At 60.0% G+C, this 24,944-nt stretch carries 23 protein-coding genes; 10 read left to right on the top strand and 13 right to left on the bottom strand.

What is annotated here, in order from left to right:
* Positions 1 to 27: 27 nt before the first annotated feature.
* From RTE01_RS07165 to RTE01_RS07150, 4 genes are read right to left on the bottom strand one after another with little or no spacing between them, the layout of a single operon-like run.
* A complete protein-coding gene (locus tag RTE01_RS07165; protein WP_115193399.1) occupies positions 28 to 747 on the bottom strand; it encodes an ABC transporter ATP-binding protein in 720 nt (239 codons plus the stop codon).
* Positions 740 to 1,507, bottom strand: a complete 768-nt coding sequence (locus RTE01_RS07160) for an ABC transporter ATP-binding protein (protein WP_041144442.1) — start codon at positions 1,505 to 1,507, stop codon at positions 740 to 742. The genes RTE01_RS07165 and RTE01_RS07160 overlap by 8 nt, the downstream gene beginning before the upstream one ends.
* Positions 1,504 to 2,613, bottom strand: a complete 1,110-nt coding sequence (locus RTE01_RS07155; protein ID WP_076944814.1) for a branched-chain amino acid ABC transporter permease — start codon at positions 2,611 to 2,613, stop codon at positions 1,504 to 1,506. Before RTE01_RS07155 ends, RTE01_RS07160 begins: the two co-directional genes overlap by 4 nt.
* An 8-nt stretch (positions 2,614 to 2,621) precedes the next feature.
* Positions 2,622 to 3,536, bottom strand: coding sequence for a branched-chain amino acid ABC transporter permease (locus RTE01_RS07150; RefSeq protein WP_457920874.1), 915 nt, complete (start codon positions 3,534 to 3,536; stop codon positions 2,622 to 2,624).
* Positions 3,537 to 3,743: 207 nt separating this feature from the next.
* Here RTE01_RS07150 and RTE01_RS07145 point away from each other — a divergent pair, with 207 nt between their 5' ends.
* From RTE01_RS07145 to RTE01_RS07130, 4 genes are all read left to right on the top strand, one after another.
* On the top strand, positions 3,744 to 4,673 hold the full coding sequence (locus tag RTE01_RS07145; protein ID WP_041144445.1) for a LysR substrate-binding domain-containing protein: 930 nt from the start codon (positions 3,744 to 3,746) through the stop codon (positions 4,671 to 4,673).
* A gap of 226 nt (positions 4,674 to 4,899) precedes the next feature.
* Complete coding sequence (locus tag RTE01_RS07140; RefSeq protein WP_134525374.1) at positions 4,900 to 6,780, top strand: beta-glucoside-specific PTS transporter subunit IIABC; 1,881 nt, start codon at positions 4,900 to 4,902, stop codon at positions 6,778 to 6,780.
* Positions 6,777 to 8,195, top strand: coding sequence for a glycoside hydrolase family 1 protein (locus tag RTE01_RS07135; protein ID WP_134525375.1), 1,419 nt, complete (start codon positions 6,777 to 6,779; stop codon positions 8,193 to 8,195). Before RTE01_RS07140 ends, RTE01_RS07135 begins: the two co-directional genes overlap by 4 nt.
* Positions 8,196 to 8,197: 2 nt before the next feature.
* A complete protein-coding gene (locus RTE01_RS07130) occupies positions 8,198 to 9,037 on the top strand; it encodes a PRD domain-containing protein (protein WP_134525376.1) in 840 nt (279 codons plus the stop codon).
* Position 9,038: 1 nt separating this feature from the next.
* Here the strand turns inward: RTE01_RS07130 and RTE01_RS07125 are convergent, their stop codons facing one another.
* The 5 genes from RTE01_RS07125 to RTE01_RS07105 form a co-directional block, all read right to left on the bottom strand.
* Entirely contained in the window at positions 9,039 to 10,043 is a 1,005-nt protein-coding gene (locus tag RTE01_RS07125; protein WP_115193395.1) for a LacI family DNA-binding transcriptional regulator, read from the bottom strand.
* A gap of 21 nt (positions 10,044 to 10,064) precedes the next feature.
* Complete coding sequence (locus RTE01_RS07120) at positions 10,065 to 11,474, bottom strand: sucrose-6-phosphate hydrolase (protein ID WP_141334878.1); 1,410 nt, start codon at positions 11,472 to 11,474, stop codon at positions 10,065 to 10,067.
* A complete protein-coding gene (locus tag RTE01_RS07115) occupies positions 11,474 to 12,844 on the bottom strand; it encodes a sucrose-specific PTS transporter subunit IIBC (RefSeq protein ID WP_076944818.1) in 1,371 nt (456 codons plus the stop codon). The genes RTE01_RS07120 and RTE01_RS07115 overlap by 1 nt, the downstream gene beginning before the upstream one ends.
* Positions 12,845 to 12,939: 95 nt before the next feature.
* A complete protein-coding gene (locus RTE01_RS07110; RefSeq protein WP_115193393.1) occupies positions 12,940 to 14,457 on the bottom strand; it encodes a carbohydrate porin in 1,518 nt (505 codons plus the stop codon).
* Positions 14,458 to 14,624: 167 nt separating this feature from the next.
* Positions 14,625 to 15,548: an aminoimidazole riboside kinase gene (locus tag RTE01_RS07105; RefSeq protein WP_041144451.1), complete on the bottom strand. Its 924-nt coding sequence runs from the start codon at positions 15,546 to 15,548 to the stop codon at positions 14,625 to 14,627.
* 256 nt (positions 15,549 to 15,804) lie between these two features.
* Here RTE01_RS07105 and RTE01_RS07100 point away from each other — a divergent pair, with 256 nt between their 5' ends.
* From RTE01_RS07100 to RTE01_RS07090, 3 genes are all read left to right on the top strand, one after another.
* Positions 15,805 to 16,446, top strand: coding sequence for a helix-turn-helix domain-containing protein (locus tag RTE01_RS07100; protein ID WP_134525377.1), 642 nt, complete (start codon positions 15,805 to 15,807; stop codon positions 16,444 to 16,446).
* 142 nt (positions 16,447 to 16,588) lie between these two features.
* The gene (locus RTE01_RS07095; RefSeq protein WP_141334876.1) at positions 16,589 to 16,972 is read left to right on the top strand and encodes a DUF3302 domain-containing protein; all 384 of its coding nucleotides are present in this window, start codon (positions 16,589 to 16,591) and stop codon (positions 16,970 to 16,972) included.
* Positions 16,972 to 18,114 carry an HlyD family secretion protein gene (locus RTE01_RS07090; RefSeq protein ID WP_141334874.1) on the top strand — a complete coding sequence of 381 codons (1,143 nt, stop codon included), beginning with the start codon at positions 16,972 to 16,974 and terminating at the stop codon, positions 18,112 to 18,114. The genes RTE01_RS07095 and RTE01_RS07090 overlap by 1 nt, the downstream gene beginning before the upstream one ends.
* Before the next feature lie 60 nt (positions 18,115 to 18,174).
* Here the strand turns inward: RTE01_RS07090 and RTE01_RS07085 are convergent, their stop codons facing one another.
* From RTE01_RS07085 to RTE01_RS07075, 3 genes are read right to left on the bottom strand one after another with little or no spacing between them, the layout of a single operon-like run.
* Positions 18,175 to 18,978, bottom strand: coding sequence for an ABC transporter ATP-binding protein (locus tag RTE01_RS07085; protein WP_141334872.1), 804 nt, complete (start codon positions 18,976 to 18,978; stop codon positions 18,175 to 18,177).
* A complete protein-coding gene (locus RTE01_RS07080) occupies positions 18,975 to 20,003 on the bottom strand; it encodes a FecCD family ABC transporter permease (RefSeq protein WP_166793767.1) in 1,029 nt (342 codons plus the stop codon). The genes RTE01_RS07085 and RTE01_RS07080 overlap by 4 nt, the downstream gene beginning before the upstream one ends.
* 57 nt (positions 20,004 to 20,060) lie before the next feature.
* A complete protein-coding gene (locus tag RTE01_RS07075) occupies positions 20,061 to 21,179 on the bottom strand; it encodes an ABC transporter substrate-binding protein (protein WP_134525378.1) in 1,119 nt (372 codons plus the stop codon).
* Positions 21,180 to 21,449: 270 nt separating this feature from the next.
* On the opposite strand from RTE01_RS07075, the gene RTE01_RS07070 reads away from it, so the two are divergent.
* Together RTE01_RS07070 and RTE01_RS07065 are read left to right on the top strand one after the other, a co-directional pair.
* Positions 21,450 to 21,845 (top strand): hypothetical protein, encoded by a 396-nt coding sequence (locus RTE01_RS07070; RefSeq protein WP_134525379.1) that lies wholly within the window; start codon positions 21,450 to 21,452, stop codon positions 21,843 to 21,845.
* 188 nt (positions 21,846 to 22,033) lie between these two features.
* Positions 22,034 to 22,579, top strand: a complete 546-nt coding sequence (locus RTE01_RS07065) for an RcnB family protein (RefSeq protein WP_134525380.1) — start codon at positions 22,034 to 22,036, stop codon at positions 22,577 to 22,579.
* Between the two features lie 57 nt (positions 22,580 to 22,636).
* Here the strand turns inward: RTE01_RS07065 and RTE01_RS07060 are convergent, their stop codons facing one another.
* Positions 22,637 to 23,227 (bottom strand): lipid-binding SYLF domain-containing protein, encoded by a 591-nt coding sequence (locus RTE01_RS07060; RefSeq protein ID WP_123551050.1) that lies wholly within the window; start codon positions 23,225 to 23,227, stop codon positions 22,637 to 22,639.
* A gap of 530 nt (positions 23,228 to 23,757) precedes the next feature.
* Here RTE01_RS07060 and RTE01_RS07055 point away from each other — a divergent pair.
* Positions 23,758 to 24,936, top strand: coding sequence for a M20 aminoacylase family protein (locus tag RTE01_RS07055; RefSeq protein WP_141334870.1), 1,179 nt, complete (start codon positions 23,758 to 23,760; stop codon positions 24,934 to 24,936).
* Positions 24,937 to 24,944 lie beyond the last annotated feature (8 nt).

Below are 24,944 nucleotides of genomic sequence, written 5' to 3'. Positions count from 1 at the left end.
TGTTTTTCCCTGATGTTGGTTGGTGTGTTAAACGGGCATTTCGCCCAGATAAATCTGTGCAATACGGTCGTCGGCCAGCAGCGTTCGCGACGCGCCGCGCTCAACGATGCTGCCGCTGTCCATGACCCACGCGCTGTCGGTGGCCTCCAGCGCCAGGCGCGCGTTCTGCTCGATCAGCAGCAGCGCCACGCCGCGCTGGCGCAGGGTGGCGATAACGCGGAAAACGTTCTCCACCATCAGCGGCGCCAGCCCCATCGACGGCTCGTCGAGGATCAGCAGCCGCGGGCGGCTGAGCAGGGCGCGGTTTAGCGCCAGCAGCTGCTGTTCACCGCCGGAGAGCAGCCCGGCCAGCTGATGCTGGCGCTCGCCGAGGCGGGGAAACTGGCTGAAGATATCGTCCATTTCGCGCTTCACCGCCGCGCCGTCGCGGCGCAGCCAGGCGCCCATCTGCAGGTTTTCCAGCACCGTCATGCGGGCAAAAATGCCGCGGCCTTCCGGCACCATCACCAGCCCTTCGCGCAGCAGCGTTTCGGCCCGCCGTTGGCGTACCGGCCTGCCGTTGAAGACGATGTCGCCGCTAAACGGCTCCAGCCCGGTCACCGCGCGTACGGTGGAGCTTTTGCCCGCGCCGTTGGCGCCAATAAGCGTCGTCTGCTCGCCCTCTTGCACGCTAAACGACACCTCGCGTACCGCCTGGATGCCGCCGTAGTGCACCCCAAGACCGCTAACGGTTAACAGATCAGACATGCGCGTTTCCTCCCAGCCAGGCGGCGATAACCGCCGGGTCACGACGTACGGTTTCAGGCGTGCCGCTGGCCAGCGTTTTGCCATAGTCCAGCACCATCAGGCGATCGCAGATCCCCATCACCAGCTTGACGTCGTGCTCAATCATCAGCAGCGTTTTGCCGTCGTTGCGGATGCGCAGCAGCAGCTCGCCAAGCGCCACTTTCTCCGCGGCGTTCATGCCAGCGGCCGGCTCGTCCAGCGCCAGCAGGCGCGGGTCGGTAGCCAGCGCGCGGGCAATCTCCAGCCGCCGCTGGTGGCCGTAGGCGAGGTCGCAGGCGCGGTAGTGGGCGAACTGGGCGATGCCGGTATACTCCAGCCAGTGCCACGCCAGCTCGCGGGTTTGCGCCTCTTCGGCGCGGGCGCGTCGGTGGCGGCTCAGCGCCGCCCACAGGCCGTTGCGGGTGCGTACGTGGCGGCCGACCATCACGTTTTCCAGCACCGACATCTGGTTAAACAGCCGCACGTTCTGGAAGGTGCGGGCGATGCCGGCGGCGGTGACTTTCTCAATGTTTTTCGGAAAGTAGGGCTGACCGGCGATGGCGAACTCGCCGCTGTCCGCCGGATAGAGCCCGGTTATCAGGTTAAAGCAGGTAGTTTTACCCGCGCCGTTGGGGCCGATAAGACCGTAGATTTCGCCCTCGTTGATGGCGAGCGAGACGTTATCGACCGCCGTCAGGCCGCCGAAGCGCTTGGACATATGGCTCACGCTGAGCAGGCTCATGCTTTGGCTCCTTTGTGTCCGGCGGGCCAGATGCCCTGCGGGCGCAGCAGCATCACCAGCACCAGCGCCAGGCCGTAGAACAGCTGGCGCAGAATTTCCGGGTCAATCAGCACTTCGCCAAACAGCGCCTGCTGCAGCGGGGCGGCCTGGCTGCGCAGCAGCTCGGGCAGGGCGGTCAGCAGAACGGCGCCGAGGATAACGCCCGGGATATGCCCCATGCCGCCGAGCACCACCATCGCCAGCACCGCAATCGACTCCTGCAGGGTGAAGGATTCGGGGGAGACGAAGCCCTGGAAAGCGCCGAACAGCGCCCCGGCGACGCCGCCGAACGAGGCGCCGATGGCGAAGGCCAGCAGCTTATAGTTACGCAGGTTAATGCCCATCGCCCGGGCAACGTCCTCATCCTCACGGATGGCGTGCCAGGCGCGGCCGATCCGCGAGTGCTGCAGGCGCAGGCAGACGAAGATAATCGCCACAATCACCAGCATCAGCAGGTAGTACCACAGCCACAGCGCCGGAACCTTAACGCCGAACCAGTGATAGACGCCGCTGAATTTAAGGCCGAACAGGCTCAGCGTATCGACGCCGGAAATACCCTTTGCGCCGTTGGTAATGTTCACCGGGCGATCGAGGTTGCGCATCAGGATGCGGATAATCTCGCCGAAGCCGAGGGTGACGATGGCCAGGTAGTCCCCGCGCAGCTTGAGGGTCGGCGCGCCCAGCACGATGCCGCAGCCCGCCGCCACCAGCGCGGCGAGCGGAATAATCAGCAGCCAGGAGGTGTGCAGGCCGTCCGGGAACCAGGCCAGCAACTGCGGAAACGCCTCCAGCAGATGCGGAGAGGCGAGCAGCGCCGCCAGGTAGGCGCCGACGGCGTAGAAGGCGATAAAGCCCATATCCAGCAGGCCGGTGTAGCCGACCACGATGTTGAGCCCCAGCGCCAGCATGATGTACAGCAGGGCGAAGTCGATAACCCGCACCCAGTAGTTGCCGCCGAGCTGGCTGGCGACCATCGGCGCCACCAGCAGCGCGCAGATAAACAGGGTCATGCCGGACCAGAAGCGACGGGATGCGGCGGGGGCCGCGACGAGTTGTGCCGTTGTCATATTTTTTCCTATGCCCGATGCGCGACGCGCTCGCCGAGTAAACCGGCGGGACGGAATACCAGCACCACAATCAGCACCATAAAGGCGAAGATATCCTGATAGTTGCTGCCGAAGACGCCGTGGGTCAGGTCGCCGAGATAGCCGGCGCCCAGCGATTCGATGATCCCCAGCAGCAGGCCGCCGAGCATCGCGCCGCGAATATTGCCGATGCCGCCGAGCACCGCCGCGGTGAAGGCCTTAATGCCGGGGAGGAAGCCCATTGAGAAGCTGGCGCTGCCGTAGTTGCTGGCCATCATGACGCCCGCCAGCGCCGCAAACGCGCCGCCGATGGCGAAGGTGAGGGTGATAATGGCGTTGGGGTTGACCCCCATCAGCGTGGCGATGCGCGGGTTCTCCGCCACCGCGCGCATGCCGCGGCCTAAGCGGGTAAATTCCACCAGCAGCCACAGGCCGAGCATGACCGCAAAAGCCAGCGCAACGGTGACGATGCCGGTCACGGTGACGATTGCCGGCGGATGCGCCGCGCTGCCGTGGGTCACGGCGATCGGCTCCATCGGCAGGATCTGCTGGAACATCAGCGGGTTGCGGGTCCAGATAATCATCGCCACGGTTTGCAGCAGCACCGACACGCCGATCCCCGAGATCAGCGGCGCCAGGCGCGGAGCGTTGCGCAGGCGGCGGTAGGCAAAGCGCTCAACCGCCATCGCCAGCAGGGCGCAGACGACCATAGCCAGCATCAGCGCCAGGCTCAGCTGGGCCAGCGGCGGCAGGCCGGGAAAATGGGCGTTTAGCGCGTTCATTGCCGACAGCGTCGTCAGGGCGCCGACCATCAGAATATCGCCGTGGGCAAAGTTAATGATGCGCAGGATGCCGTACACCATGGTGTAGCCGAGCGCGATAAGGGCGTAGATGCTTCCCAGCATGATGCCATTGATGAATTGCTGTATGAGTGTGTCCAACCGATTTACCCGACAATATGCTCAAATTACGGCTACCATCCAATAAATGAATTAAATTGTAAAATACGGATATATTCTTTCTTATTATGATCTCGAATTTATCTATCTTTATGATATTTAATATAATTAAATAACGTGTCGGATCTCACTTAGCGCTAAGAAAATCAATATATGAAAAAAACAGAACAATCGGCGGAGCGGGAAGGCTGGGCGGAAAGCGGCCTGGCCAACGATCCGCCGCTGCGGGCGGTGCGCGCTTTTGAGGCCATCGCCCGCCTCGGCAGCATCACCCTGGCCGCTCAGGAGCTGGCGATATCGCCGTCGGCGGTCAGCCATCAGCTGAAGGTGCTGGAGGGATATCTGCAGATCCCGCTTACCGAGCGCCAGGGGCGACGGCTGACCCTCAGCCTGCAGGGGCGGGAATACTACCGCTCCATCCGCGCGGCGTTTAACGTTCTGCGCCAGGCCACCGAGCATCTGGTCGATCAGGTCCAGAGCCAGCAGGTCACGATCAGCCTGATCCCGCTGTTCGGCATGGGCTGGTTTATTCCTCGCCTGCCGTCATTCGTTCACGCCAACCCGCAGACCGAAATTAACGTGGTTTACGCCAACCACCGCAACTACCTCAGCGACGCCTCGGATATGTCGATTCGCTTCGGCAACGGGCGGTGGGCGGGATATCAGAGCGAAAAGCTGATTTCCGGCAGAATGGTGGCGGTATGCAGCCGGGCGTTTATCCGCCTGCACGGACATATTGATACCCCGGAGCAGCTGCTGCAGATGCCGCTGCTCCACGACGAGGAGCGCAGCACCTGGAACCAGTGGTTTGTGCAGCAGGGCGTGAAGCGCCCGCCGCGATCGACGGGGCCGCTGTTTGAGGACGGGCTGTTAACCCTCGCCGGCGTGCAGGCCGGGCTGGGCTGCGCGCTGATGCGCGAGCCGCTGATCGCGCCGTATCTGAACAGCGGCGAGCTGGTGAAAATCTTTGATGCGGCGATCGATGACGGCCGGGATTACTACCTGTGCGTGCGCCAGGACAGCGAAATGACGCCCAACGGCAGGCTGCTGCAGAGCTGGCTGCGCAGCGAAGCGCTGGGCTGAGGTCCCGGGGAACGGCGTTGGTTTAAGAATTTCCTCAACCTGGCTCACACTTTTGCGCAGACCCGATTGAAACCGGGCCGGGCCGCTTAGATAATCCGGCGAAATAGCCCATTTTTATTACGGCGTGCTACTGCGAAAGCAGGCAAGACCAAAATAGGAATGCTCTCCCGCTAAGGGGAGCGTCTCCGTTTTGGTCTTTTTTTTTGCCTCAACACCAGGGAACACTATGAACTATAACGAAACGGCAGACAGAATCCTCCACTGCGTAGGAGGCGCGGAGAATATCCGCACGCTCACCCATTGCGCCACCCGGCTGCGCATGGAGTTCAGCGATCGCGCAAAGGTTAACGCCGCGGAGATCGGTAATATCGCCGGCGTGATAAGCGTGGTAGAGAAAGGCGGCCAGTTCCAGATTGTTATCGGCAACGAGGTCCAGCAGGTCTTTCGCCGCCTGAAAAAGGCGCTGCCGGCGAGTAAAGACCACCCGGCAGGCGATAAAAAAGCGCCGCGCCAGGGCGTAGTGGCAAGCGTGATCAGCGTCATCTCGACCACCTTTACCCCGGTTATCCCGGCCATTACCGGCGCCGGGATGATCAAGGCGCTGCTGGCTATTCTCAAGCTGACCGGCGTCATTAGCGAAACCAGCTCAACCTGGCAGCTGCTTAATATCATCGCCGACGCCGCATTCTTCTTCCTCCCGGTTCTGCTGGCCTACGGGGCCTCGATAAAGTTTGAGTGCAACCCGATCCTGGCGATGACCATTGCCGGCGTGCTGCTGCATCCGGGAATCGGCCAGATGCTGGCGGCGGGTAAAGCGGTGGACTTCGTTGGGATCAACGTCCTGCTCTCGGATTACGCCGGGTCAGTGCTGCCGATTATCCTGACGGTGTGGCTGATGTCGTGGGTGGAGCGCTTTGCCGAAAAGGTCACGCCGTCGATTATCAAATTCTTCATTAAACCGATGCTGATCCTGCTGATCACCGCGCCGCTGGCGCTGGTGGTGGTCGGCCCGGCGGGCATTTTGCTTAACGACCTGGTGGCCGCCGGCGCGGCGTCCATCGACCGTCACGCCAGCTGGCTAATCCCGCTGCTGATGGGCACGCTGCAGCCGTTCCTGATTATTACCGGTACCGCATGGGCGATGACGCCGATCGCCACCGGCCAGCTGAGCAAAAATGGCTACGAGATGATTAACGGCCCGGGCATGCTGGCCTCGAACGTGGCGATGGGGGCAGCGACGCTGTGCGTGGCGCTGAAAACCCGCAACAGCAACCTGCGCCAGCTGGCCTCCTCATCGGGCTTTACCGCGCTGCTGGGGATCACCGAGCCGGCGCTGTACGGGGTGATGCTCAAGTTCCGTCGCGTGCTGATTGCCGCGATGATCGGCGGCGGCTGCGCCGGGATGTACGCCGGTTTAAGCGGGCTGGTGCGCTATGCCTTTGTCTCCCCGGGCCTCGCGGCGCTGCCGGCGTTTATCGGTGAAAATCCGCTGAATATCGTCCATGCCCTGGTCACCTGCGCCATTGCGATGGTCGTGACCTTTACCCTGACCTGGTTTATCGGCTTCGAGGATATTCCTCAGGAGAGCGACGACGCCAGCGCCGCACCGTCGCCGGCCGCCAGCGCTCACGCCGCGGGCGATACCGCAATTTTAAGCCCGCTGCGCGGTCAGGTGGTCGCGCTGAGCGAAGTGAATGACGACGTATTCTCCGGCGGCCTGCTCGGACAGGGGGTGGCGATTCGCCCGCAGGAAGGGTGCCTGAAGGCGCCGTTTAACGGCACGGTGATGATGTTCCTCCCCTCCTGCCACGCGGTGGGGTTACAGAGCGAAAGCGGCCTTGAGCTGCTGATTCATATCGGTATTGATACCGTTAACCTTAACGGCCAGCACTTTAGCTCGTCGCTGAAGCTGGGGGATGAGGTAAAGGCCGGCGATGAGCTGATTCGTTTTGATATTGCCGCCATTGAGCGCGCCGGCTACGACCTGATTACCCCGGTTATTGTGGTAAACGGTGATAAGCAGCACCCGCTGTGGACCACCGGCGCGCCGCAGGTTGACTATGGCGATGCGCTGATAGCGCAGGCAGCCGAGGAGGTACGGGGATGATCTATCAGCAGCAGGCCCGCTTTCCGCAGGGCTTCCTCTGGGGAGCCTCAACGTCGGCGTATCAGGTAGAAGGGGCGTGGAATGAGGACGGCAAGGGGCCGTCGGTGGTTGATATGCTGAGCCATCCTCCGGGGACGGCGGATTTCCGCGTCGCCAGCGATCACTATCATCGCGTTGAAGAGGACGTCGCGCTGATGGCGCAGATGGGGCTAAAAGCCTACCGCTTCTCGGTGGCCTGGTCGCGGGTGATCCCCGACGGCGACGGCCCGGTCAACCCGGCCGGGCTGGGGTTCTACCGGCGGCTGATTGACGCCCTGGTGCGTCATCAGATTGTGCCAATAGTCACCCTGTATCACTTCGACCTGCCCTGGGCGCTGGAGCTTAAAGGCGGCTGGATGAACAGGGAGACCGGGGAGGCGTTCGTGCGCTATGCCCGGCTGCTGTTCAGCGAGTTTGCCGACAAGGTGCCGCTGTGGCTGACCATCAACGAGCAGAACACCATGATCCTGCACCCCGGCGCCATCGGCGTGCCGGAGGACCGCGAGCTGCCGGGGAAAAAGGCGCTCTACCAGCAGAATCACCATATGATGCTGGCCCAGGCGCAGATCTTTGCGCTGTGCCATCGCGAATTTCCCGGGCTGCAAATCGGTCCGGCGATTAACACCACCTCGATGTACGCCGAGAGCTGCAGGCCCGAGGATGCCATCGCCGCCCATAACTGGGAAACGCTGCGCTGCTGGAGCTTTCTCGACGTGGCGGTCTACGGGCGCTACAACGCGCTGGCGTGGGCCTACCTGCAGGACCGGGGGCTGGCGCCGGAGCAGCGGCCGGAAGATGCGCTTATCCTGCAGCAGGGGCGGCCCGATTTTATCGCTATCAACTACTACTCAACGGCAACCATCGCCGCCAGCCGGGGAGACGGCGGCGACGTGGCCCCGCGCGCCGGCGATCAGCAAATTATGCTGGGCGAAGAGGGGGTTTATCGCCCGGCGGAGAACCCGTGGGTCGGCAAAACGCCCTACGGCTGGGTGATTGACCCGGTCGGCCTGCGCCTGACGCTGCGCAAAGTCTGCGAGCGCTACGGCCTGCCTATCCTGATTAGCGAAAATGGGATGGGCGCTGCGGATAAGCTGGAGCACGACGGGACGGTCAACGACGATTACCGCATCGCATTTTTACAGGCCCATATCGAGCAGATGCGCCTGGCGATTGCCGACGGCGTGACGCTGATGGGCTACTGCCCGTGGGCGGCCATTGACGTGGTCAGCACCCACCAGGGCTACGCCAAACGCTACGGGTTCGTCTACGTCGATCGTGGGGAACAGGAGCTGAAAGCGCTGCAGAGGGTCCGCAAACGCAGCTTCTGGTGGTATAAGGATGTCATTGCGCGCAACGGTAACCACGACGAGTCTTAGAGATGATTGTTCAGAAGGTGCTTAATAACAGCCTGATACTCTCTTCCGACAGCGATAACAGGGAGGTTATCGTTATGGGGAAGGGGATTGGCTTTAGCAGCAGGCCGGGGGATGAGATTGCCGAGGAGAAGATTGAAAAGCTGTTTGTGATGCAAACGCCCATCAACCGAAGCGGCTACCTGGAGGCGCTCTCGGCGATACCGGATGAGGTTATCGAGATGGCCGCCATGATTATCTCCCGCGCCAATATGCAGCTCAGCAGCAAAGTGCGGGAGCAGATTTTCTTCACCCTTGCCGACCACCTCGATTTCGCCATAGCGCGCTGCCGGAAGGGGATTGCGATTCAAAACCGGCTGCTGCCGGAAGTGCGGCGTTTCTACCCGCAGCAGTTTCGGGTCGCCAGCGAGGCGGTGGCGATGATTCGCCAGCAGTACGGGATAGCGCTGCCTGAAGAGGAGGCGGGCAATATCGCCTTTCACCTGGTTAACGGGCAGAGCGAGGGCGATGACGTCGCGCAGACCATGCAGTCGGTGAAAATGCTCAAGGATATTTTTAGCCTCGTGCAGTACCACTTTAAGCAGGAGATCGACACCGGGTCGATTAACTACTCGCGCTTTCTCGTTCATATGCAGTTTTTCCTCCAGCGGCTGCAGGAGGGGGAGCTGGATACCGCCCGGGACAGCTTTCTGCTGGCGCAGGTCGTGAAGGAGTACCCGCACGCCTGGCGCTGCGCCGAGCTGATCCGAGACTACGTGCAGGCCCAGCTGGGAATAGCGCTGGGCGGCAACGAACTGCTGTGGCTGACCGTCCACCTGGTGAGGATCACCGGCTCGGACGAATAGGCTAGCGGTGGCGAATTTGCAGGGTCGCCGGCAGATAGCGCTGCAGCGGCTCCGGGGTGGCGCCGTCGATAAGCTGGCTGATCAGGTCATAGCAGTGCCAGGCCAGCTGGCGATTATCCTGCTGAACGGTATCAATGCGCAGCGACAGCGAGTCGTACAGATAGTGATCGTCGAAGCTGGCGAGATGGATGCCGGAATCGAGTAGATTATGCTGGCTCATGTAGCGCAGCACCCCTTCCAGCAGGCCGCAGGCGGCGGTGAACAGCGCCTGAGGCGGCCGCCCCAGCCGCGCGCAGAGCGCGGCAAACATTTCGTAACCGGAGCTGGGATGATAGTTGCCGTTAATCACCCATTCAGGGCGAAGCTCAACGCCCGCCTGCGCCAGCCCCTGGGTAAAGCCGGCCAGCCGGTCCCGCGAAGGCGAAAGCCGCGGCTGGCCGCCGAGAAACCAGAACTCCTCGGCGTGCTGGGGCGCAATCCGTGAGATCAGCTCGGCGGTGGGTGTGATGGAGTCGGTCATCACCAGCGGCAGGCTGCTGCCGCTGGGGCTGCGGTCAAACAATACCACCGGCAGCTGCTCGCTGAGCTTGAGGTAATCCGCGTCGTTGTGCATGCAGGAGGCGACGATCAGGCCGTCAACCTGGCGGGCAATCATATTATTGACCACCATGCTTTCCTGGGCCGGGTTTTCGTCGGTGCAGGAGATAAGCAGCTGCACGCCCGCCTCGCGGCACAGCATTTCCAGCTCGTGGGAGAAGACCGCGAAGCCGTAGTTGGTGATTTCAGGCACCACCAGTCCGATGGTATGGCTGCGGTTATCGCGCAGCGAGCGGGCGTGGATACTCGGCTGATAGTGCTGCTCGCGGGCGATGGTCTGGACGCGTTCGCGGGTCTCCTGCGCCACGCGCAGCTCTTTGCCACGACCGTTCAGCACGAGGCTGGCGGTCGCTTTCGAGACGCCCGCCAGCTCGGCGATATCTTTAATGGTAACGCGTTTGGTTTTCATCACGACAGCATACGCCCGAAATTAAAACGCTGATTCTACCATGCATGGCCGCAGCGGCCAGTAGCAGAATGCAGCCGGCGTCGCACCGCTGAAAATCATTTGCCCGGGATACTGCGGGAAATAGCGGCTGCTCATCACGCCTTCTCCGCCGTTAATGAAAATCTCAATGCTTGAGCTGTCGCATAAGATCCGCAGCGCCCGCACCTCTCCCCGCCAGTAGCGGTAGAGCGCGTCGTCGCAGGCCAGGCTGCGGCGTTCGAGGCGAATGCCGTCGGCGTCGAGAGTGAGCCTGAGGGCGCCGCCGAAATCAATCGCCAGCTCGTCGCCGGGCGCCACCTCAAAGACCATGTCCATCGGCGCCAGCGGCAGGCCAAGCCCCTGCCAGCCGCGGGCCTCGCCGCGCAGGTCCGCCAGCTCGCGCACCGGATGCTGGTAGAGTTTGCCGTCGCGCAGCTCCAGCTCCCGTAGGCAGGTCATCTGGTGGATCCAGCCGTGGGCGAGGGTCGGCTGGCGCATCTCTTCGCCGTCCGGAACCCCCATCCAGCCGACCAGCAGCCGCCGGCCGTCGGCGGCCAGCATGGTCTGCGGGGCGTAAAATTCGAAGCCGGCATCGAGCTCATAAAGCGCGCCGTGGTCAAAGCGGGCGCTGGCGTAGTCGAAGCGGCCCGCCGTCCACACGGCGGGATAGGTGTTGAGGAAGCGATCGGCCTCGCGGGCGATGCCCTGGGGGCAGCAGATCAGGATATGCTGGTCGGCGAGCGGGAAGAGGTCCGGACACTCCCACATATAGCCGGCGTCGCGCAGGCCGTTGAGATCGCTGCCGGCAATTTCGCCTGCCGCCTCCCACTGGTGCAAATCCGCGGAGCTGAACAGCAGCACCTTACCGCGCTTTTGCAGATCCTGGGCGCCGAGGACCATGAACCAGCGGCCTTCATGCTGCCAGACCTTCGGGTCGCGGACGTGGCCGGTGTAGCCCTTCGGCAGCGCCAGCACCGGGCCGGTTTTGCTAAAGGTACCGTCGCCGTTTTCCGTCGCCAGGCACTGCCACGCGGTTCTGCTGCCGTCTTCAAACTTCACGTTGCCGGTATAGCACAGGGTCAATTTGCCGTCGTTATCGACGGCGCTCCCCGAGTAGCAGCCGTTGCGGTCGTACTCTTCGTCCGGCATCAGCGCAATCGGCTCATGCTGCCAGTGCAGCAGGTCGGCGGAGCTCCAGTGCCCCCAGCACTTGAACGTATGATCGCAGGCTATCGGGTTCCACTGGTAAAACAGGTGATAGCGCCCGGCAAATTCGATAAAGCCGTTAGGATCGTTCATCAGGCCGGTGGTGGGGGCCAGGTGCCACTGCGGATAGTGGCTATCGCGCAGCGCGCGCGGCTGGCCCTGCATCACGGCGCGTAAAATTGCCGGCAAACGTGAAGGAAGTGACATTATTCAGCGTCCGTTTTGTATTTCAGCAGCAGGGAAACGGTAAAGGCCACGCCGAAGGCGATAACCATCCCGATAATATAGTTCAGCAGCGAACTGGCCTGCACGATAGCCATACCCGGGATTGCCGTCAGCCCGACCGCGGTCATGTAGACGTGCATCGATACCACCCACGCGCCGCCCGCCGCGCCGCCGATTAGGGCCGCGATAAACGGCTTCACGAAGCGCAGGTTAATACCGAATATCGCCGCTTCGGTGATCCCGAGCATCGCGGAAAAGGCCGAAGGCAGCGTGATGGCTTTGATTTTGGCATCTTTGGTTTTAAACCATACCGCCAGACAGGCGCCGCCCTGGGCAACGTTGGCCATGGCCCAAATCGGCAGCAGGAAGTTGACGCCGATCGACGGGTTGCCCAGCAGTCCGGCCTCAATGGCGTGGAAGCTGTGGTGAATACCGGTGATCACGATAACCGAGTAGAGGCCGCCGAACAGCAGCCCGGCCAGCCAGCCGGCGTGGGCGATCAGGGTGCTAAGAACAAACGAGATGCCGTCGCCCAGCGCGCGGCCGGCGGGGCCGATAATCAGCAGGGCGATAAAGCCGGAGATGATCACCGTCAGGAACGGCGTCAGGATCAGATCGAGGGCGTCAGGAATGACCCGGCGCAGCTGCTTCTCGACGATGCTCATAAACCACACCGCCAGCAGCACCGGGAATACCGTGCCCTGGTAGCCGATCATGGCGATTTCCAGACCGAAAAAGTTCATCGAATGGAAACCGGCGGCCACGCCCCAGGCGTTGGTGAGCGCCGGGTGGGTTAAGATGCCGCCGAGGGTTGCGCCGAGATAGGGGTTGCCGCCAAATTCGCGCGCGGCGGTGAAGCCAATCAGGATCGGCAGAATGATAAAGGCCGCCGAGCTGCACATATCGAGAATGATATAGATGGCGTTACTCGGATCGACCCAGCCGTAGGTTTTTACCATCCCCAGCAGGCCCATCAGCAGGCCGGAGGCGACGATAGCCGGAATAATAGGGACGAAGATGTTCGACAGCAGGCGCGCAATGCGCTGGAACGGGTTGAGCTTTCTCGCCGCAATATTGGCGGCTTCCGACTTGCTGGACTCGCCGATCCCGGCGACCTGGATAAACGCGGCGTAGACCTTGTTGACGATGCCGGTGCCAAAGATAATCTGCATCTGACCGGCGTTATTAAAGCAGCCCTTAACCCCTTCGATTTCGCCGATGGCCTTCTTGTCGGCCAGCGAATCATCGACCAGCACCAGGCGCAGGCGCGTGGCGCAGTGCGCGGCGCTGGCGATATTTTCCTTGCCTCCTAACAGCGGAAGCAGCGAGCGGGAAATGTGTTCGAAATCCATAGTACCCTCTGAATGCATTTATTATTTGTTGGTTTTATTTCCGCGGCAGCAGAGGACTGATGCCGCGGTTTTAAGCTGGTTTCAGACCCTTGCCGTCAGAACCAGGTCTCCATTTGCATACCGAACGACCATTCGCCGCCCGATTTAAAACCGCTGCTGCCTAAAGCGTCATCGCTGGCGTAGTTATCCAGCTTTTTGCTCCAGTCCATCCACGAGGTGTAGAGACGGATCTCCGGACGACTGAAGAAATCACCGATGCTGCCGACCTTAAAGGTCGGTGCGAAGGTGAGTTTATAGAAGCTGCCGTTCACCGCATTACGGTCGTTATAGCCCTCGGGTTTGAGATCCATATATTGGTAGCTGCCTTCGTAAGCGAGAGCGAAGTTCTGGTTGATCTCCTGAATCAGACGCATGTTGAGGGTCGCCCACTGGTAGCTGTCGCCATCGACATAGCGGTCTTTACTGCTCTGCGCCAGCACCGCCGGAGCGATAAACCAGTTCTTGCTGAGCGGCGTGGTGCCGTAGCTGGCGAAGCGCCAGGTATTGGCTCCCGGACGCAGCGCGCCGTCGGAACCGAGGCCTTTCACTTCTGCGCCCAGGCCGTGGCCGTAGAGCAGGGCCGTTTTGCTGCTGCCTTCCCGCAGGCCGTAAAAACTGTCGTTGTGCAAACCGAGTAGCGTATGTACCCCGGTATTTGCCGCATCGCCTTTGACCAGATTACCGTTGGTATCTTTACGATCGTCATTATCTTTCGCCCGCATCCCGCTGACCATCACCTGCACCGGGCCGATGAAGTGGTTCATGCTGAGGATGTAGTTCTGCACGCTATTGCTCGAATCATCAATATCGCCGAAGTTGCGTCCGTAGAGAGAGAAGTTACTCCGTAGGCTGTCGTTCCACTTCACGTCATAAATACCGCCGCCGGTACCCGCAAGGAAGACCACGTCGGAATCGACCCAGTGGATATCGAAGTTATCACGGTCGAAGCGTTTACCGGCCCACAGGGTGGAACCTTTAAACGGGCCTTCGAAGGTCGGCAGGTTGCCCAGTTCTACGAAGGCCTGACGAACGTTCAAATCGCTGGAGCTTGCGCTCCAGTCGTTGTAGGTGGTTTGTCCGTCGGCCACCATCACTTTGAAGCGGGTCGTCGCGCCGTTATCCAGGGTCTGCTTATGTTCAAGATTCATTTCAACATAGGTGTCGGCCTGGTTCCCCAGGCGGCCGATAGCTCCACCGGTTTCCCCCGCAGGCGTCATGTAGGCGCCGGATTTAGTACTGGAGGCTGAGTCGTTCATGATTACGCCGGAGCGGGCGTAGCCGTGGAACTCAAAGCCGCTCTTTTCATCGGCTTTCTTCTCCAGCTGGGCGGTGCGCTGGGCCACCTGCTGGGTGTTGTCCTGGGTCTTCTGCTGCTGCGTGGTGAGCTGCTCAACTTTCTTCTCGGCCGAGTCGGCGCGGTTCTCCGCAGTCTGCGCCCGGTTTTCCGCGTCCTGGAGGCGCTTTTCCAGGGCCATCAGGCGGGCTTCGATAGTGCTTAAATCCGTTTGCGCATGGACCGTACCGGCTCCGGTTAGCAAAGCAATAAGGACGGCAAGTGTGCTTTTTTTGTACATGCTGTTCGCATCCCAAAGATAAAAATGAATGATGTGTTGTTTTGCTAAACCGGTTTAATTCATATGTTAAACGCGACATGTAGCATAGCGAAATGAATTTTGCTAAACCGATTTAATAATTGTGACGGAGGCAACAAAGCGGGCCGTTGAGGACGGCCCGCGAGGGATCAAAACTGGCGATTGAGATCGTGCTGCCAGGGGAGGGCGGTCATGGCGCCTTTGGCGGTGGTCGCCAGCGCGCCGCAGGTTTGCGCCAGCTGCAGCGCGGGCTCCAGCGACGCCAGGTCGGTCGGTATGCCGTTGGCGGCGAGGCTGGAGAGCAGCCCGGCGACGAAGGCATCGCCCGCGCCGGTGGTATCGACGCTGACCACCGGCTTCGCCGCAAAGTGGATCGTCTGCTGCTGAAAAGCCGCCAGCACGCCGGCTTTACCCTGGGTGACCAGCAGCAGCTCCGGCCGGTAGCGCTGGCTTAAGATGGCGATACCCTGCGCCAGATCGCTGCTGCCGCTGATAAAGACCAGCTCCTCCTCAGAGAGCTTCACCACGTTAGCAAGCGACAGCGCCCTGTCGAGACAGGCCTGCAGCAGCGCCGGGTCCTGCCACAGGTCCTCGCGAATATTGGGGTCGAAGCTTACCCAGCCACCGACGCTTTTGATCTGCTCCATCGCCGCGAAGGTGGTGCTCCGGCTTGGCTCAGCGCTGAGGGCAATAGAGCAGACGTGGAGCCACTGGCGGGGCGCGAAGGCCGGGAGATCCTCCGGCTGCAAAAAGAGGTCGGCGCTGGGGCGCACCATAAAGGTAAAGGTGCGCTCACCGTGGCTGTCGAGATCGACCACCACGGTTGAGGTTCTCTGCTGCGGGTCGAGGCGCATATGGCTCACGTCAACCCGCTCCTGACTTAGGGTCTGGTGCATAAAGCGGCCGAAGGGATCGTCGCCGACGCGACCGATAAATCCGCTCTCTCCGCCGAGGCGGGCAACGCCTACCGCGACGTTGGCCGGCGCGCCGCCTGGACACTGCAGCAGCCGCCCTCCGCTCTCCGGCAGCAGGTCCACCACCGCATCTCCGACCACCCAAACTTTTGCGTTCATGCTCATCTCACCTCGTTGCTAAACTATATTAAACCGGTTTAGCTTTATTAAAGCATAGCCCCGTGCAGATCGAAACGCCGTGATGCCTAAAGTGGGAGACAGGGCAAAAAAAACGCGGCCCGCGGATTGACGCCGCAAAGCGGCCGACGATCGCGGCAGGAACTCCAGCTGTGGACTTTTACTCTCTATAAATCTTATGTATATTTTGTTAGGCAATGATTTGTTCAGCGGATTTTTCTGACGGGGAAAGAACGGGGTGAATAGCAGCTTTGGCGATATCTACTCTTCCTATCAGAATCTGGAACTGAGCACGCATCTCCCCGAGGTTATCGCCTGCGGTGAGCAGGTTGAATGGGCCGCCGGCACGCGCTTTCAGCCCGCAGAGGGGTACATCTACTTCCTTTTGCAGGGGCAAATGACGCTGGCGGTGGGCGATGCGCAAAATCTGTTAGGGATTGTGATTGAGCATATGCCGCTGGGCCTGCCGGAACGCTACTTTCCGCAGCTGAACTGGCTCTATCAGTGCCAGGGGCAGTGTCTTTTTGCCAAAGTCACGGTCGCCGATTTTGAGCGCATATTCTTTCACTCGTCGCCAAAATATATGCAGGAGCTGACCACTATTCTGGTCTATATGGGCATCTTCGCGATTGATGCCCACAATGAACGGGGTAATCTGTCGGGGTTTCAGACCATCAAATCGATGCTTTCCCGCTACCTGTTCCGCACCGGGATTGACGACGGGCAACGTGAAAGCCTGTCCGCCTTTATTATCAAACGCACCAACCTTTCGCGCAGCTACGTTTATCAGGTACTGGCCGCTCTGAAAGAGGGAGGATATATTACGGTGAAAAAGGGCCGGCTAATATCTATCGACCGAAAAATCCCTGATAAATTTTAATTATTCCGCGAGTAGTTATTTACTCTCTCCCGCAAGCTGCCGCGTAAAATAAACTCGCAGCACGCTGTATCGCTATTTCCACCCGGCCTCGGCACGCCGTCGGGATGGTATTTATTTCTCTTATTGAACTCTGGAGTATTCGATGACTCTTGACTATATCGCTCTGGCCATCCTGATTGCGGTGGTGCTGATTCTATTTTACGGGATAATTGTGATCCACGATATCCCGTACGAAATTGCCAAAAAAAGAAATCATCCGCACCAGGATGCTATTCACTACGCCGGCTGGGTCAGCCTGTTTACGCTTCACGTGCTGTGGCCGCTGCTGTGGATCTGGGCGACGCTGTGGCGCGAGGACCGCGGCTGGGGAATGCAGAAGGCGCAGCAGGAAAGCGGCGATCTGCATCGGCACCTGACTCAGGTATTAACGCGGCTGGATACGCTGCAGCAGGAATTAAATACCCTGAAAGGCCATCATTCGCTGCCGGTGGCTGCTGAAGGCGTCGCCACGAAGGAGGATAAATAATGGAAACGCTGCTGCTGCTGTGCTATTCCGCACTCTGTATCGTTATTTTTAAAATATTTCGTATTCCGCTCAATAAATGGACGGTGCCGACCGCGGTATTAGGTGGGATCGTTATTATCGGGGCGCTTATTTTAGGGATGAATTATAACTTTCCGTATACCGAAACGGGCAAGCAGGTATTTCGTACGGTGCCCATTGTGTCGCAGACGCGGGGCCGCGTGACCAGCGTTCCGGTTCAGGCCAATCAGATGCTGAAGCAGGGCGACGTGCTGTTTACTATTGATCCGACTCCGTTCCAGGCCAAAGTGGATGACCTCAAGGCGCAGGTAAAAGCGGCCAGCCAGGACGCGCTATCGCTCGACTCGGCGCTAAATAGCGCCCGGGCCAGCCTGGATAAAGCCAGCGCCGAGCGCGACCGGGCCCAGCGGGAGTATGCCCGTTTTGCTGCCGGTCATGATAAGGGTGCCTTTTCCGATCAGATGGTCGATACCCGTCGCCAGACGTGGAAAGCGGACGAAGCCGCGGTAGCGGCCGCAAAAGAGAACGTTGTCCAGGCGCGGAATGCCCTGCACTCCGTGGTTCACGGGGAAAATACCCGGGTTGCCTCGCTGCTGGCGCAGCTGCGGGAAGCCGAATTTAAGCGGGAGAATACCGTGGTGCGCGCGCCGTCTGACGGCTACGTGAGCACCGTGGGCCTGCGGCCCGGCACCATGTCGACGGCCCTGGGTCTCGCGCCGGTTATGACCTTTGTGCCGGTGACGGAGAATCAGTCCCGTGAATACGTCGCGGCGTTTCGACAGAACTCGTTGCAGCGTCTGCAGGCCGGGGAGAAGGCGGAGCTGCTGTTCCCGGCGATCCCGGGCACCGTTTTCAGCGCGGAGGTCGTCGAGGTTCTGCCGGCAATCGGTGAAAGCCAGTTTCAGGGCCAGGGCAAGCTGCTGACCACCGATGCGCTAATCGGTCACGGCCGGGCGCTGGTGGTCTTCAAAGTGAACGATCCGCGCCTGCAAAATTACCGTTTACCGCAGGGGACTGACGTCGAAGCGGCGGTCTATTCCGGACACTTCGAGCACCTGTCGCTTATTCGTAAGATCCTGATCCGCATGAAAAGCTGGGAAAACTACCTCTACCTCGATCATTAATTGCCGCCTCAGGCCGGCGCCCCGGTTCAGGGCGTCGGCGCTGCTCAAGGCCACCGCCGCCTACGCCGGCACCGCGCTGCCGACCAGTCCGTCAATAATCACCTGCATGATCCCCTGCGAGCAGGGCTCAATGCGTCCCCGCACGCCGTACACCTCGGCTAAGATCTCCGGCGTAATCACCCGCGACGGCGCCCCCTCGGCCAGCAGACGCCCCTCTTTTAGCATCAGCACGCGATCGGCGTGGCGCAGGGCGATATTAATGTCATGCACCACCACCAGGGTGACGATATTGCGTCTTCGGGTCTCCCTGCGCACCAGATCCATCACGTGGAACTGATAGTTCAAATCCAGCGCGCTGAGCGGCTCATCGAGCAGCAGCAGCGCCGGCTGGCGGATAAGCGACTGGGCCAGGCCGACGAGCTGCTTTTGCCCGCCGGAAAGCCGGTCGAGGTAGCTGAGCGCCAGATGTTCAATGCCCAGCTGGCGCAGCAGGGACATCACCTGCTGCTGGCTTTGCGCGTCGTGCACGCCGCCGGCCGCGCGCTGGGCGACGATAATCGACTCCAGCACGTGCAGATGGACGCCCGCCGGCAGCGTTTGCGGCAGATAGACCACCTTTTCCGCCCGCCGGGCAAACGGCAGCGCCAGCAGGTTTTCCCCGTCAAACGACAGCTCCCCCGTCGAGGGGCCCAGGCCGGCCATCGCCCGCATCAGGGTCGATTTGCCGCTGCCGTTGGGGCCCAGCAGGGCGGTGATTTCACCGCGCGGCAGACGCGGTACCGTCAGGTCGCGGATAACCTGGCGCTTCGGATAGCCGGCGCTGAAGCGCGACAGCGCCAGCCCCGTAGAGATGTGCGGATTCATACGTTCCCCCGGTGGCGCAGAATGATGCTCAGAAAGAACGGAACGCCAACCAGCGAGGTGACGATCCCGACCGGAATAATGGCGCCGGGGATCAGATTCTTCGACGCCACGGAGGCCAGCGACAGCACCAGCGCACCGATCAGGGCGCTGGCAGGGAGGTAAAAGCGGTGATCTTCGCCGAAAATCAGGCGTGCGATGTGCGGAGCCACCAGGCCGATAAAGCCAATCGGACCGACGAAGGCCACCGAAATCGCCGACAGGATGCTGATCCGTAGCAGGGTGGTTAGGCGCAGGCGGCGCACGTTAATCCCGAAGCTCATGGCCCGATCTTCGCCGAGGCGCAGCGCCGTCAGCTTCCACGAGCTCAGCATCGATAGCGGCATCACTACCGCCAGCACCGCCAGCAGGATGCCGACCTTCTGCCACGAGGCGCGGTCAATGCTGCCCATGGTCCAGAACACCAGCCCCTGCAGCGTGTCTTCGTTGGCGACAAACTGCAGCATGGAGACCAGCGCGTTGAAGGTAAAGACCAGCGCGATGCCGAACAGGATAACCCCGGAGGAGGCCACCTGGGTCCAGCGGGTAATGCCGTCCAGCAGCAGGGCGGCCAGCAGCGCGAAGATAAAGGCGTTGGCCGAGATAAACCACTGGCTGGGGATCCCCGGAATGCCGATCCCCAGCACGATGGCCAGCGCCGCGCCGAAGGCTGCCGCCGAGGAGACGCCGAGGGTAAAGGGGCTGGCCAGCGGATTGTTGAGGATGGTCTGCATCTCCGCCCCGGCGAGGCCGAGCGCGAGGCCAACAATAATTGCCATCAGGGCGTACGGCAGGCGGATATCCCAGACGATGACCCGCGTTCCGGCGCTGGCGCTGGCCGGATCGATCAGGGTTTGCCACAGCGTCTGCAGCGGCATCCCGGACGGACCCATCATAAAATCGAGCAGCAGAGAGATAATAATCAGCGCCGCCAGCAGCAGCATAAAAGCGATGCGGCGGCGCACGATGTGGCGGTAGTTGGCCATCACGTCCCGCCCGGCGCCTTGGGCTTCGAGGGCGGATTCAGTCGTCGAGCTCATGGGCGCTTACTCACCTTGTTTCCAGGAAAAGACGAAGGGCAGGTCGGGCAGGGTGGTGAAATGGCGCACGATATAGCGGTAGCTGTCATCCGGGCTGAGGCGGCTAAAGGTCTGCGGATAGATATCTTTCGCCAGATACTCCATACCGACGATATTCCACGGATGGTTGTAGAAGTGGTGATAGATCCCGTAGGCCCGGCCGGCCTTCACCGGTGGGATGGCGCTGACGCCGGTCCGCGAGAGCAGAACCTGAGCCTGGGCGTTCACCTCCTGCGGATTAACCCGGTAGCCCAGCGGCAGAACCTGGCTGTTGCCACGTCTTGAGCCGGTCATGATATAGGCGTCGGGCTTCATGCTAATTACCTTCTCCAGCGCCACAAAGCCGGAGGCGCCTGGCAGCACCTGCGCGCCGATGTTATTGGCCCCCACCGCTTCAACCAGCCCGCCCCAGCCGCTATGTCCGTGGGTAAAGCAGCAGGCGTCGCTGTTGCCCGCCAGCGCCTCGACGAAGACGTTCGCCTTCGGCGCGATGGCGGCGGTTTTCTGGCGAATCGCCTGCAGCTGCTGGCGATAGTAGTCGGTATAGGCTTTGGCGTTGCTTTCACGGTTGAGCACCTGGCCCAGCAGGTCGATACTCGGGGCGGTATCCTTCGCCGGGTTCACTTCATAATCGACAAACAGCACCGGAATATTGAGCGCGCCGAGCTTGCTGATAATGCCGCTCTCTTCCAGCGCCGGCTTCGCGCGCAGCTGGGCAATCATCAGGTCCGGCTGGCGGGAAATCACGCTTTCAAGGTCAATATTGCCCTTATCGCTAAAGCCCATATCCAGAATGCTCGCCGACTGCGGCCACTTCTGCTGCAGCATCTTCCAGGTTTCAACGTCCTGTTTTTTCGCCAGATTATTCCAGGCTACCAGCCGCTTAAAGGGGTTATCACGGTCGAGAAGCGCCAGCGCCATAATATCCCGGCCGTCCTGCAGGATGATGCGCTGCGGCTCGTGCTGGAGAGTAATGCTGCGGCCGTCGAGGTCGGTCACGGTGAGCGGGTACTGGGTGGCATAGCCGGACAGCGGGGCGGAGATTAGCGCAGTAAGAATAAGCGAACTTACTGATTTCATTGCCATAATGTGAGTTCCGTTTGCTAATTATAAATATAATGATTTTGATAATTATTCTCGTGTGAAAATAAACGGCAGATATATGAAATGTCGATTTCATAAAATGTAACAACTTTGCAGGAGTTGATAAGAATGGCCGCGACCGGTGCTTAACTGCCTAAAAAACAGGCTGTCAGCGCCAGAGGCAGTTTTAAGAACTATCCCTAAAGCCAAACGGCAGAATCTTGTGCCATGCTGAATGCGACTCATAACACTAAGCACGTTAGAGAGGAAATTATGAAAAAGGCAATGATTGCGTTATCTGCGATTCTGGTAGTAGCTCCCGTTTTTGCTGCAACCACCACCACACACGCTACTGATGAAACCGTCGCGGCGGCCCATGAAGGGGCTAACACGGCGAAGGAAAAGCTGCATAAGGCCCAGAATGAAGGCGATGAGCTGAAGCTCAAGTCTCAGCACGCGGCTGAAGGCAAAAGCGATAGCCTGGGCAGCAAGGTCAGCGAAGGCACGCAGAAAACCTGGAACAAGACCAAAGAAGGTACCGAGAAGGGTTGGGATAAGACCAAAGAAGGTACTGAAAAAGGCTGGAATAAAACCAAAGCCGTCACCGAGGAAGGCTGGGATAAAACCAAGCAGGGTGCTGACGATTTGAAAAAGAAAGTCACTGAGTAAATACTGACTGTTCTGTATAAAAGGGCCGCGCAAGCGGCCTTTTTTTATTGGTTCTGGCAAACGCCATATCCACCAGATTATTAAATTTAGCGCCCGCGACAATATGCCAGGAATACTCCTGGTTATCCCGATACTCACCGTTTCTCCACATTCCGCCGGTAAAAAGGAAATATATCAGGAGGTGGACAATGAAAAAGATTATTACTCTGGCAGTTATTTTATCCTGCACGATCACGTCGCTGGCCTACGCCGACGGCCCGAATGGCAACAACGCTCCCGGCCAGCAGGTATGGCAAAATGAGTCCGGGCACGGCAAAAGCGACGGCAATCGTCAGCAGGGGCCCGGCAACGGGCCGCAGGGAAACCAGGCGAACGGCCATCAGGATAACGGCCATCAGGATAACGGCAATCAGGATAACGGCCATCAGGATAACGGCAATCATCGTGGACCGAATCGCGGCGAGCAGGGGCGCGCAGGTGCTTCGCAGCATCATCGTCAGGATCGCCACGAGCAGGAGCATTTCGCCTGGAACGGCCACGACTTCCGCAAAGGCCAGCCCGCGCCTGAGCACTATCGCGGCAGCGCGTACCGGATTAATAACTGGCACGATCGCGGCCTGCCGGCGCCTCCTCAGGGGCAGCACTGGTCCTATATTGACGGTAACTACGTACTGATTGCGGCGGCGACCGGGATCATCACCTCAATTCTGGTGAATGGTCTTCTCAACAACTAGCCGCTAGCCTGCGGCATCCCGGAGCGGTATTGCATACCGTCTCCGGGAGCGCCTGTCCTATCTTTTATTCAGCTCGTCATCCGGCCAGTACTTGTAGCCGTTAATCATCGCCTGGGCGGCCAGCCCTTTTTCGGTCATTTCGTAGACGTTAACCTTCGAAGGCAGGGACGCGGTCTCCTTCGCGACGCCGTTGGCCGAGGCGCCGACCGGCGCAATGCCCTTATCGTTATATTTCGCCGCCGCGTTGGCATCGGCTCCGACGACATAGCCCCGGGTAATAAAATTATTCAGCGCCGCTTTATCGTGGAACACCACCACGGTGCGCTGCTGTTTTATCCCCACGCCCACGCCGGCACCGCCCTGGGCCATTTTCATATAGGTATCTTTACCGCTGCGGATATCTTTAACGACGCCATAGCCGCTGCCGAAGCCGAACAGCAGAATTTTGCTACTGTTGCTGGCAAATACCGCGTAGCCGTCAGAATGCTGAATATCGGCGCGGGCTTCCGGGTGCAGGGAATAAAGTTTGCTCAGCGTTTCGGTACGCATTTTTTGAATGCTGGCGCGCTGCTGGCTGGCGGTATCGCCCTGCGCGCTGCAGCCGGCGAGCGCCAGCGCCGATGCCAGAAAAAGGAGCTGATATTTCATTTTTACACTCTGCCGTAGGGGTTGCGATAAACGGGATTAAGGTCGGCGATCGTAGAATGAAATTGTGATAAAGACCCAGAACTTAAAAGTTTATATTTAAATTTTACCTGTTTATTAGCTTATTACTCTGCTCCCAGCCGGGGTGAAATAGCCTGCCCGGCGGCGCGTTTTCTACTGCGCCAGGCGCCGGCGTATTTTCCCCGGTGCTTTTGATAAGGCGCTGAATAATCATTAGTAAATAAGATGATGGCTCCCTCAGGAATTAGAAATGCTGCTTGCAATAACCGCTTATCCAGATAAGTTATTGACTCTGAGTATATTCTTCATCCTTCAGGTTTCGGCGCCGTCGGAACGTCAATTATTGAAGATATCCTGACCCAATGAATTTTGCTCTGCAGCGCGGCGAACGCCCAGGCGTTTACCCGGATTAGCGGCCGTATACCGCGCCCGACCGGGCGAAAACGGGAGCGGCCGGACTATTGCCCACGCGGATGCAGGCAGAATGACGATCTTATTTCCCGGAGACCGGCATGACCGATTTTGTAATTCCAGAAATTAAAGCAGCTGAAGATGAAATGATTGCGATCCGTCATTATTTACATGCCAATCCGGAATTAAGCCTCGAAGAGTTTAATACCAGCGAGCTGGTGGCCGGAAAGCTGACGGAGTGGGGCTATCAGGTGACCCGCGAGCTGGGAAAAACCGGGCTGGTCGGTTCATTGCGCAAGGGCGACTCGCCGCGCACCATCGGGCTGCGCGCCGATATGGACGCGCTGCCGATTTTTGAAACCACCGACCTGCCCTGGGCCAGCACCGTGGCGGGAAAAATGCACGCCTGCGGCCATGACGGCCACACCACTATCCTGCTGGCGGCGGCGAAGTATATCGCTTCTCCGGCCTGCGAATTTAACGGCACCGTGCACCTAATTTTCCAGCCCGCGGAAGAGGCCATCGGCGGGGCGGATTTAATGATTAAAGACGGGCTGTTCGATCGCTTCCCCTGCGAGCGCATCTTTGCGCTGCACAACATGCCGGGGCTGCCGGTCGGCAAGCTCGGCTTTTATGCCGGCAACTTTATGGCCTCGGCGGATACGGTCAAAATCACCGTTCACGGCTACGGCGGCCACGGCGCTCACCCTGACCGCACGGTTGACCCCATTCTGGCCAGCGCGGCGCTGGTGATGGCGCTGCAGAGCATCGTCGCGCGCAACGTGCCGCCGGGAGAAACCGCCGTCGTGACCGTCGGCACCTTCCAGTCGGGCATCGCCTCCAACGTCATTCCACAAAGCGCGGTGATGGAGCTGACCGTAAGGGCGATGAAGCCCGAGATCCGCGATCTGCTGATTAAACGCATCCACGAAATCACCGAGTTCACCGCCAAAAGCTACGGCGCAACCAGCGAGATCGAGGTTTATGACTCCTATCCGGTGCTGACCAACAGCGAGGAGGAGACGGCGTTTGCCAGGGCGCTGGCGCTGGAGGTCTTCGGCAGCGATAAGGTGCTGCCGTCGATCGCGCCGATGAACGCCAGCGAGGATTTTGCCTTTATGCTGCAGGCGCGTCCGGGCTGCTACTTCCTGCTGGGCAACGGCGAGAAGGGCGGCAAGGGCAGCTGCATGGTGCATAACCCAGGCTACGACTTTAATGATGACATTATTAGCACCGGCGCGACGCTTTTCGCCCGGTTAGTTGAAACGCACTGCCGCTGATCTCTGGA

Source organism: Klebsiella terrigena, assembly GCF_006539725.1.
Lineage (GTDB): Bacteria > Pseudomonadota > Gammaproteobacteria > Enterobacterales > Enterobacteriaceae > Klebsiella > Klebsiella terrigena.
Note: the sequence above shows the minus strand (reverse complement) of the source record. Positions and strands in the feature narration are given on the sequence as shown.

Coding starts and splice junctions, on each gene's coding strand:
- RTE01_RS07165 (WP_115193399.1), bottom strand. CDS start 747: ATGTCTGATCTGTTAACCGTTAGCGGTCTTGGGGTGCACTACGGCGGC.
- RTE01_RS07145 (WP_041144445.1), top strand. CDS start 3,744: ATGAAAAAAACAGAACAATCGGCGGAGCGGGAAGGCTGGGCGGAAAGC.
- RTE01_RS07065 (WP_134525380.1), top strand. CDS start 22,034: ATGAAAAAGATTATTACTCTGGCAGTTATTTTATCCTGCACGATCACG.
- RTE01_RS07090 (WP_141334874.1), top strand. CDS start 16,972: ATGGAAACGCTGCTGCTGCTGTGCTATTCCGCACTCTGTATCGTTATT.
- RTE01_RS07160 (WP_041144442.1), bottom strand. CDS start 1,507: ATGAGCCTGCTCAGCGTGAGCCATATGTCCAAGCGCTTCGGCGGCCTG.
- RTE01_RS07115 (WP_076944818.1), bottom strand. CDS start 12,844: ATGGATTTCGAACACATTTCCCGCTCGCTGCTTCCGCTGTTAGGAGGC.
- RTE01_RS07055 (WP_141334870.1), top strand. CDS start 23,758: ATGACCGATTTTGTAATTCCAGAAATTAAAGCAGCTGAAGATGAAATG.
- RTE01_RS07130 (WP_134525376.1), top strand. CDS start 8,198: ATGATTGTTCAGAAGGTGCTTAATAACAGCCTGATACTCTCTTCCGAC.
- RTE01_RS07070 (WP_134525379.1), top strand. CDS start 21,450: ATGAAAAAGGCAATGATTGCGTTATCTGCGATTCTGGTAGTAGCTCCC.
- RTE01_RS07105 (WP_041144451.1), bottom strand. CDS start 15,548: ATGAACGCAAAAGTTTGGGTGGTCGGAGATGCGGTGGTGGACCTGCTG.
- RTE01_RS07140 (WP_134525374.1), top strand. CDS start 4,900: ATGAACTATAACGAAACGGCAGACAGAATCCTCCACTGCGTAGGAGGC.
- RTE01_RS07060 (WP_123551050.1), bottom strand. CDS start 23,227: ATGAAATATCAGCTCCTTTTTCTGGCATCGGCGCTGGCGCTCGCCGGC.
- RTE01_RS07125 (WP_115193395.1), bottom strand. CDS start 10,043: ATGAAAACCAAACGCGTTACCATTAAAGATATCGCCGAGCTGGCGGGC.
- RTE01_RS07135 (WP_134525375.1), top strand. CDS start 6,777: ATGATCTATCAGCAGCAGGCCCGCTTTCCGCAGGGCTTCCTCTGGGGA.
- RTE01_RS07150 (WP_457920874.1), bottom strand. CDS start 3,536: ATGCTGGGAAGCATCTACGCCCTTATCGCGCTCGGCTACACCATGGTG.
- RTE01_RS07075 (WP_134525378.1), bottom strand. CDS start 21,179: ATGGCAATGAAATCAGTAAGTTCGCTTATTCTTACTGCGCTAATCTCC.
- RTE01_RS07095 (WP_141334876.1), top strand. CDS start 16,589: ATGACTCTTGACTATATCGCTCTGGCCATCCTGATTGCGGTGGTGCTG.
- RTE01_RS07110 (WP_115193393.1), bottom strand. CDS start 14,457: ATGTACAAAAAAAGCACACTTGCCGTCCTTATTGCTTTGCTAACCGGA.
- RTE01_RS07120 (WP_141334878.1), bottom strand. CDS start 11,474: ATGTCACTTCCTTCACGTTTGCCGGCAATTTTACGCGCCGTGATGCAG.
- RTE01_RS07155 (WP_076944814.1), bottom strand. CDS start 2,613: ATGACAACGGCACAACTCGTCGCGGCCCCCGCCGCATCCCGTCGCTTC.
- RTE01_RS07085 (WP_141334872.1), bottom strand. CDS start 18,978: ATGAATCCGCACATCTCTACGGGGCTGGCGCTGTCGCGCTTCAGCGCC.